At 44.5% G+C, this 281-nt stretch carries 1 protein-coding gene; it reads left to right on the plus strand.

The annotated features are described in order from the left end of the window. Window positions 1-281: hypothetical protein (locus QWY28_RS23550; protein WP_300955338.1), on the plus strand; the 281-nt coding region annotated here is incomplete at both ends.

The raw sequence follows: 281 nt of genomic DNA on the forward strand, positions 1-281 counted from the left end.
TGGCAATTGCCTTTTTGTTCGCGTTTACTGTGTTCCAGAAAGCATATGGCGAAGCTGATCCATGCCTAGACGCATCTTGCGCCATTAAGGATAACTGTCGATGTTCGTCAACTGTAGGGCCACTTTCCCTTGAAGAAACTCCACAGCTCATTGTATTAGCATTTGTTGACGCCGTAAAAGAAGATCTTTATCACGACAGATGGGCTCCTTTGGTAGAACCACGAAAAAATCCTGACGGAGAATTTATTTCAGCTACATTCTACGTACCCCACGAATACAGC

The organism is Nocardioides oceani (assembly GCF_030412965.1).
Taxonomy (GTDB): domain Bacteria; phylum Actinomycetota; class Actinomycetes; order Propionibacteriales; family Nocardioidaceae; genus Nocardioides; species Nocardioides oceani.